The sequence below is a fragment of the Metamycoplasma hyosynoviae genome, from assembly GCF_004365165.1.
GTDB classification, from domain to species: Bacteria; Bacillota_I; Bacilli_A; order Mycoplasmatales; family Metamycoplasmataceae; genus Metamycoplasma; species Metamycoplasma hyosynoviae.
In genome coordinates, this window is the sequence record NZ_SOCH01000006.1 from 62,636 (window position 1) to 72,064 (window position 9,429).

Below are 9,429 nucleotides of genomic sequence, written 5' to 3' on the forward strand. Positions count from 1 at the left end.
ATTTTAAATATAATATAAAGAAATTTTTTAGAGGTGATAACATGAAACAAAACATTTTAATAATTAATGCAGGATCTAGTTCAATTAAATGAACATTATTTGATGTCGAGTTAAATGTTATTGCTAAAGGGTTAGTTGAAAGAATAAAAGAAAGAAAAAGCTTTCTTACTATTTCAATTAAAGAAGAAAAACATACTGAACAAACTAAACTTGCTTCTTTTGACGAAGCAGTTAAGGCTTTAATAGAACAATGAAAAAAATATAATGTAATTCACGATTATGATGATATTACTCATATTTCTTTTCGTATAGTTAATGGTGGTCCTCATCTGCAAGAAACTTGCAGTGTTACTGAAACTGCAATAAATCATTTAAAAGATGCCCTTGATTTAGCACCAGTTCACAATAAAGGTGCTATTGAAACTATCGAAGCTATTCAAAAAGTTTTTGTTAAAACTAATAAAACACTGCATTTTGATACCACTTTTCATAAAACACTCGATAAAGTAGAATATGCTTATCCAATAGACAAAGAATTAACTGAAAAACTAAATATTAGAAGATATGGTTTTCATGGACTGAACCATCATTACATAACCTTAAAAATGCAAAGCATTTTAGGTAAAGATAAAGTTAATATTGTTAATATGCACATTGGAAATGGCGCAAGTTTATGTGCTATAAAAGATAGTAAATCATTTGCTACTTCTATGGGTTTTACCCCACTAGCCGGCATTATGATGGGAACAAGAAGTGGAGATGTCGATGTTTCTATTGTTCCTTATATAGTAAAGCATACTCATTATAAATTAGATGATGTAATGAAGATGTTAAATGAAAAATCAGGACTATTAGGAGTGAGCGGAGTGTCACAAGATTTTCGTGACATTAATAAATTAAAAGCCGAAAATTCTGATGTAAAATTTGCATATGATCTATATGTTCAAAAAATAGTTGACTATCTTGCTATGTATTTAAATAAATTTGAAACTAAGCCAGATGCGATTGTATTTACTGCCGGAGTCGCTGAAAACAACGCTAGTTTAAGATTTGATATTATTAATAAGATTCATTTTATAAACCTTAAAATAAATGAAGATGCTAATAACACTACTACTTTTGATGACTATAAATTAATATCAGATTCAAAAAGTGAAATTGCAGTTTATGTAGTTAGAGCAAATGAAGAGCTTTATTTAGCTCAGGAAGCGAAAGAGATACTTCTCGAAGAAAAATAATGATTAAAGTATTCAGGTTGATGCGACCTAAGTTGAAATTTCTTGCTATTTTAACAATATTGTTAACTATTGTTCAAGTATTATGTTTTTTATTTTCACCTAACTTGTTTGGATCAATTGTTGCTTTATTTAGTCAAATAGATTCAGGAAAAGATATTCGCATCAACATTTTGCAAAATGTAGGTTTTACTGTTCCAACTGTAAAAGCTGCAATAATGTGAATTGCAATTATATTTGCTGCAATTATTTTTGTAGGTGCTTTTACATCACTTTCAGCTGCTTATTTAGCTAATTATGTTGGCATTATGCATTCACGTAATTTGCGTAATCAAATATGAGATCATATAATGCATTTTTCAAAAAGAGAAATTGAAAAATTTACACATGCTAATTTAATTACTCGTTTTACAACTGATATTCAAAGAGTAAGACATTCTGTAACCAATATTTTAAGAACATTAATCACTGGTCCTATTAATATGATATTTGGACTTGTGTTAGCACTTTTAATCAACAAAAACTTATCATTAATTTTAATTTTCTTATTATTTCCAATTTCAATCATTTTAGGAATCATTGCAAAAAAAGCAATTCCTAGATTTAGAAGAGAAACTAAATACTATGAAGATATTAGCCTTGAGGCTCAAGAAAGTATTTTAGGTGTTAGAGTTATTAAATCATATAATCTAGAGGCTCAACAAGAAAATAAATTTCAAGAAGCTAATGTTGGATTTTCTGATTTAATCAAAAGCAATTACAATATGTTAAATATTGGGCTTTCTTTAATATTCTTGTTTGCAAACCTAGCAACTACAGCACTTCTTGCAACTATTGGTTTTATAAACCGTGGTAAGATTGCAACTAAGCAAGAATATCAAGATATAATCCGTGAAATCAACATTTTCATAAGCTATATTTTTGTTATGATCCATGGCGTTTTAAGTTCAACAATGATTAGTTTTAATATAGCTCGTGGAATAAGATCATCTAAAAAATTATTTGAAATTTTAGAAACTAGTCCTTCAATTAAATTCATTGAATCAGATAAAAAAATCACAAATGGAACTATTAAATTTGATAATGTTTCATTTGCTTATTATGAAAAAAATGTTATTGAAAATGTATCATTTACCCTTAAACCCGGTGAAACTTTAGGAATAATAGGACCTACTGGAAGTGGTAAAAGTACAATTGCTAATTTGATAAATCATGACTATGAAACAAATATAGGTAATGTTTATATAGATGGACATAACATCAAAGAAATAGATACAGTTTCATTAAATTCAGCTATTACTTATATTTATCAAATACCTGCTTTAATTAGTGGAACTATTAAACAAAATTTATTGCTTGCAAAACAAGAAGCTACTGAAGAAGAACTCATAGCTGCTACAAAAGCAGCTTGTGCTTATGATTTTATAAATAATTTTTCAAAGAAATTTGAACATGAACTTGAAACTGATGCTGCTAATTTATCGGGTGGTCAAAAGCAAAGACTTTCAATAGCACAAGGCCTTTTGAAAATGCCTAAAATCTTAATTTTAGATGATTCAACTAGTGCTTTAGATTTGAAAACCGAAAGTGTGGTAAAGGCTAATTTAAAAGAATATTTTAAAGCCTATCCTCTTACAAAGATTATCATTTCACAAAAAATTTCTTCTATTATGGACGCTGATAAAATCATTGTAATGCACCACGGAAAAGCAGAAGCTATAGGAACTCATAATGAACTTTTAAAGACAAGTCAGCTTTATAAAGAAATTGTTGCAGTTCAATTAGGAGGACAAAGTGAATAAATCATATTTTAATCCTTTCTATAGTCAAAAAAATCCAAAGGAAATGACTCCTGATGAAAAGAAAGCTTTCAAGAAAAAGCAAGCTGAAGTTAGAAAAGAAACTATCAAAGAATTAGTTAAATACCTATCTTATCGTCGTGGTATTATGGCTATAGTAGTGTTCTTATCAATTTTAAATGCCCTTTTTAGCTCAGGCTCAACTTTTATTTTGGGAATTATTGCTGATAAACTTTTAGGCTTTAACCAATTAAAAATAGGTGGCGATTTTAACTTGCTATTCTTTATTGTGGGTATTGGAGCAATAGCACTTGTTTATATTCTATCTAAAACTATTGATGTTTTAATTTCAATTATTATTGTCAAAATGGTAACTTATGCCATAAAAATAATGCGGGGTAATGCTTACAAAGCATTGATGAAAATGCCAATTTCATTTTTTGATTCCATTAATGCTGCTGAAGTTATGACTATTATTTCGAGTGACGCTGATAACGTTGTTTTTGGATTAAGTGATACTATTCAAAGAATGTTAGATGCTTTCTTTTTAGTAGTAATTTCATTTGGTTTTATGTTTTACTTCTCGCCTTATTTAGCTCTTGTAGTACTACTTTTAATTCCACTAACTTTTTCATTTACAAGTCTAATTATGAAAAAGTCAATACCACATCTAAAAAAACAACAGGATCGTTTGACTAAAATGTCTTCTTATATTCAAGAACATTTGAAAATTCATCACTTAATTAAATCATTTAATCAAATAGAAAAATCTAATAGAGATTTTAAAGTTAAAACACATAAGTTTTTTAAATCAACATTTAAAGCAAGTTTATACTCTGAAATAATTTATCCATATGCCCTAGCTTCTTCTTACATCATTCAATTTATTGTTGGTTTTTTGGGAATAATATTTTTTATGAATAATATTTCAACAGGTTCAGGGCAACCATTTTCTGTTGGTATTCTAACTTCATTTGGTATTTATATTCGTGTAATGTCTATGCAAGTAACATTCTTTTTCCAAAACTTTGCACATTTTCAAATCTCTCTTATTTCAACTGCTAGAATTTTACAAATCACCAAATTAAAACCACAAATTGATGAAAGCAAACTTTCAGAATTATATGAAATTAAAGGCAATGTAGAATTTAAAAATGTTTCATTTTCGTATTTAAATAAAGAAGATAATCTTCAACTTAAAAAAGCAAGTTTTAAAGCTAAAAAAGGTCAAACTTTTGCAATTGTAGGCCCTACTGGTGCTGGTAAAACCACAATCATTAATTTACTAAGTAAATTCTATTTGCCTTTAAGTGGTGAAATTAAAATCGATGGAAAACTTTCTTCTCAAATAAATGAATCAAGTTGAAGAAATCAAATTTCAATTGTTTTACAAGACACTTTCTTATTCAAAACCACAATTATGGAAAATTTAAGATATGCTAATAAAAAAGCTACTGATGATGAAATAATACAAGCTGCCAAACTTTCAAAAGCAGATGAATTCATAATGCAACTTAAAAATGGATATAATGAAATAATTTTAGAAGGTGGAAGCAACCTCTCTCACGGCGAAAGGCAATTAATTGCAATCACTCGAGCAATAATAGCAAACAAAAGTATTTTAATATTAGATGAAGCTACTTCTAATATAGATACAAGAACTGAAAAATATATTCAAAAAGCAATGCTAAATTTAATGAAAGGTAAAACTTCATTTGTTATAGCACACCGCCTATCTACTATCATAAATGCAGATAAAATCTTAGTAGTAAATAATGGTGAAATCATAGAATCAGGAACACATAAAGAACTTTTAAGTAAAAAAGGATTTTATGAAAAACTATATAATTCAGCATTTTCTGAAGATTAACATTAAAGAGCTAGCAAGCTCTTTTTATTTATTTTTGTTTAACCAATAAATAAATTAATTGCTAAAAATATACTAAAATTTTATTAATAATTAATAACTTAACCAAAACCAGGAAATTGAAATAGTAATGGAACTAAAAAATCTTGAACAGTGATATGAGTATTTTAAAAAAGACAAAACTTCTTTAAAACTCTTAAAACAATATGTCAAAAAATATGACCAAAATTTATTATTTAATACAAGTATTAAGCCAATAAATAATAAATTTGTTGCCAAAATTGGAATGGGTAATAACCGTTTTAATGAAATTACTATTAAAGCTTTAATTAAAGCTTATCTTTCAACTTTTGCCGTAAAATCTCCTATATTTACTCACAAGTTAAATATATTAATTGCAAGCGATGAACACGGCATTGGCAAAATCAATAATTTTGTTGAATATATTACTGAAGTTGTAAATGGATATGGTTTAAGTTCTATTTGTTTTAAAGCACAAACTCCTGTTACCAAACAATTTTTAATTTTTGCTATCAAAAAAATTGAAAAATTAGATGGTATCATTTATTTTTCAAAATTTAATGAAAATGATTCTTATTCACTTGAATTTATTGATAATTATGGAAATGATTTAGAAGATGAAAGAATACTAAAAATAAATGAAGTATTCCAAAATATGGATATGTTTGATATCAAAACATTTTCAGATCGTCCAACTTATTTAAATATAGATATGTTGCTAGAAGAGTATACTAACTATGTTTTAAAATTTAATTACAACCATTATGGTAATAAAGTTTTAAATTTAGGAATTTACGCCAGTCAAACAATTCAACCTTTCATCAAAAAAGTTATGGGTTGAAATGATTTAGCTTACACTTTCATCAGCCACAAAAAAAGTGAAACTTTTTATAACACTATTCAAAAAAATATAAAAACTTATCGTAAGTTTGATTATCTAGTTAAATTTTCAAGTGACTATCAAAAGCTTTATTTATATGAAAACTCATCTCGTGGGTTAATTAACACTTATAAACACATTAAACCTTGAATTTTATATTCTGTATTAATTTCTTATTTAAACCAAAACTATCCTACTAATGATGAATTTGAACCTTTTAAAGAAATTATTGTTTCTGATATATGTAATTTAGAATCTATTCAAAAATTATGTGCTAAATATAAAATTAAATATGACACTAAAATCTTAGCTTCAACTAATTATAAAACCTTGAAAAATTCAACGCTTTATGTATCGGAAGATAATAAAGCTTATATTTCAAATCAAGTTTCGCAAATATCGGATGCTATGATAGCATTATCTATAATTTCAGATATGGTTAATTACTATAAAACTCAAAATACAAGTATTTTGAAGTTATATAAGAATTTAAATAAAGCTAATGAACCAGTTTATATCCATTCATTTGCAAACAAAGTTAATTTGAAAAATCTAGGTGATTTTGAAACGAAATTATTTATGCAAAAAGATATAGCAGGATTTCAAATAGAAACACTAGATGATTTAAGGTATATTCACGACCAAACTGATAAATATATTTGTAAAATTAAATTATTTGATAAACATGAACTTTTTATTAAATACTCATATCAATTTGCTTCAATAGTTTGCTATGTTAAAGAAATTGGAAAATCTAAAAATAAAATTTTTAAAAAAGTTTCCCAATTCTTTAAACGTTTTACTTTAGGTTATGATAATTACATTCTAAAAACTATTGAACAAAAAACAAAAGAAGTTAAAAATACAATTGAATTCAAAACCGAAACTATTGAACAAAATGTTTCAGATGAACAAACAGAAACAAAAACTGAAGAACAAGTTGAATAAAACTTGTTTTTTTCTTTGTTTTGAATTGTAAATTTAAGTGCAAAATAATCAAAATAAAATTTAATTGTGAAGATCTTTTTTTTTAAATAAAAAGAGGTTCCATATTGCAACAAGAAACTTATATGGAGTATACAACTGAAAATATAAATTTTTTTATCCTTATAATTTATATCAAGGAATGAAAATGCAAACTAAAAATAAAATTAAATATTCAAGTTCTTTAATTTTGTCAATGATAGGTTCAGAAGCATTTAAATTAGGGACTGCTATTTACATTTATAAATTTACAAATAGTTTTTGATTAGTTTCTATTTTGTATTTGCTTATACAAATACCAACATTTATTTCTTATTTATTAAACTACAAAATAACCAAAAAAAGAAATTTGAAACATATTCTTTTATGAACGGATATAATAAGTTTTTCAATTTTAGCAACAATTTTAATAGGTTATTTTGTTATTATTAAGTCAAATAATTTATTTGGATTTTCTATATTTTTATTAGTTATAAATTCACTATTAAGTATTGTTCATTCATTTAGATTTATTGCCTTAAAAACTATTATTTATAATATTTCTAATAATGAAAAAGATGTTAAAACTTATAACGTTTTAACTACCATTTCAACTTCCATAGCTTTTTTATTAGCTCCTATATTTTCTTTAATTTTATTTAGTAAATTACCATTTTGAGCACTTATTTTACTTAACATGGTAACTTATTTAATTTCAGGGTTTTTATATTTTTCATTTAAATTAAACGAAAAAGAAATCGAATTAGTAAAACAAGAAAAAACAGATTTAACAAATCAAAGTAACATTAAACAAAATAATGCTTTGAAGTGAGTTTATACTTTATCATCTAGTTTTATTATTGGTATATTTTTATATCCGAAACAATCCGGAATGTCTCAATTTTTTAAAGTAATAGATTTTGATGCTAACAAATGATCTTTCTTTTTAACCATAATTTTTGCATTATTTGGTTTGGCGGGGAGTTTATTATCTCTAATAATAAGAAATAAAAACATTAAACTTTTATGAGTTTTAACACCAATGAATTTAATATTCTTGATAACTATTCCTATATTATTTTCTAATGTTAATAATAAATTTAAAAATATTGCATATTTAATAACTATTGGTTTTCAGCAAATGCTTTATTCATTTTTTATTACTATTTTTTATACAAATTCTTACTTCCTATTTGATAAAGAAAAATTCAAAAACAATACAATTTACACTCTAATTTTTAGAATTATTTCTTCTTCTATAATTATTATCTTATTGACTTTTGTAAGTATCAAACTAAATTACTTTATTACTTTTACAATTTTTGCAACTTTAATTTTTATTAGCAGTGTGTTAATTACTATTTCAGAAAACATAATAATGAAGATAAAAACAAAAGATAAACTTACTGATAATACTAATGAAGTTGAAAAAGAGCAAGTTGAATAAAACTTGTTTTTTTCTTCAATTTTAGAATTTTACAATAATGTAATTTTCGCTTAATTTAGTGTAAAATAATACTGCATTGACACAGCATAATAGTATTTTGTAAAGTTTTTTATTTTGTACAAATTTGAAAGTAAGAAAGCTGTATCCCGAAATCATTAGAATAAAAACCCTATAAAAGAATTATTAATTGTCTTTGCAAAATTAGAAAGGCAAAAATATATGTCAAGATTCTTAGGATCAATGTTTAAAAGAAGTAGACGTTTTGGTTCTTCTCTTTTAGAAAATAACAAAGAATTTTCAAAAGGTAAAAAACGTACTACTGCACCTGGTCAACATGGTGCTAAAAAAACCAAACCATCAGATTACAAAACTCACTTAGTTGAAAAACAAAAAGTAAGATATATGTATGGTTTAAATGAACGTCAATTTAAAAACTTATTTGGAAAAGCTGCTCAAAAGAAAGGAATTACTGGGGTTATTCTACTTCAAATGGTAGAATCACGTTTGGACAATTTAGTATTTAGAGCAGGATTTGCAAAAACTAGAGCGCAAGCACGTCAATTTGTATCACATGGACATTTTATTGTAGATGGTCATAAAGCAAATATTCCATCAATGCAAATTGAAGTAGGTTCAAAAATTGAACTTAAACCAAGTTTGCAAAATAATTCAGAAGTTAAATCAGCTATTGATACAATGACTATAAGTCCTTGAATTAAAAGAGATAAATTCACATTTACTTACAAACGTTTACCTGAACGTAAAGAATTCGCTCATGATATTAATGAAGCATTAATTGTTGAATACTACAACCGTTAATAGGAAAATTTATTATTTCATATTAAGACTAAGATGTCCATCATATCTTAGTTTTTTTAATTTATAAACTTAGTTATAAACAAATATAAATGATTTTTTTTACTTGTTATCACAAAAAATGTTTTAAATAAGTTAAATTTTTGTTTATTTTTCACTTATTAAGGCGTTTTTTTTTTTTTTTGTTTTGCAATACAATTCGAAAGAATTTTACGTAAAAATTTAAGGAGAAAAAATGGCTGAGAAAAAGTTTCTATTAAGAGAAACTATCCATCCACAAACAAAACAAACTGTTTATTTAATCTCTGAAGTTGGAGTGCAAGCAAAACCGGTAGTCTTGCCAAACTTACTAGAATCATTAAAACAATTTGTTATGCAAAACGCGAAAGCCCCACAAACTA

The 9,429-nt window shown here is 25.6% G+C and carries 6 protein-coding genes; all 6 read left to right on the forward strand.

Going from position 1 to position 9,429, the window contains the following annotated elements; genetic code table 4:
* Positions 1–41 precede the first annotated feature (41 nt).
* The 6 genes from JN03_RS03080 (at position 42) to rpsD (ending at position 9,031) form a co-directional block, all read left to right on the forward strand.
* Positions 42–1,238, forward strand: a complete 1,197-nt coding sequence (locus tag JN03_RS03080) for an acetate/propionate family kinase (RefSeq protein WP_036440902.1) — start codon at positions 42–44, stop codon at positions 1,236–1,238.
* Entirely contained in the window at positions 1,238–3,037 is a 1,800-nt protein-coding gene (locus JN03_RS03085) for an ABC transporter ATP-binding protein (RefSeq protein ID WP_036443509.1), read from the forward strand. Before JN03_RS03080 ends, JN03_RS03085 begins: the two co-directional genes overlap by 1 nt.
* On the forward strand, positions 3,030–4,904 hold the full coding sequence (locus JN03_RS03090; protein ID WP_277870483.1) for an ABC transporter ATP-binding protein: 1,875 nt from the start codon (positions 3,030–3,032) through the stop codon (positions 4,902–4,904). Before JN03_RS03085 ends, JN03_RS03090 begins: the two co-directional genes overlap by 8 nt.
* A gap of 127 nt (positions 4,905–5,031) precedes the next feature.
* Complete coding sequence (locus JN03_RS09915; protein WP_134076725.1) at positions 5,032–6,750, forward strand: hypothetical protein; 1,719 nt, start codon at positions 5,032–5,034, stop codon at positions 6,748–6,750.
* A gap of 184 nt (positions 6,751–6,934) precedes the next feature.
* Positions 6,935–8,212: an MFS transporter gene (locus tag JN03_RS09920; RefSeq protein ID WP_134076726.1), complete on the forward strand. Its 1,278-nt coding sequence runs from the start codon at positions 6,935–6,937 to the stop codon at positions 8,210–8,212.
* 219 nt (positions 8,213–8,431) lie between these two features.
* On the forward strand, positions 8,432–9,031 hold the full coding sequence (gene rpsD / locus JN03_RS03105) for a 30S ribosomal protein S4 (protein WP_036445363.1): 600 nt from the start codon (positions 8,432–8,434) through the stop codon (positions 9,029–9,031).
* Positions 9,032–9,429: the final 398 nt, after the last annotated feature.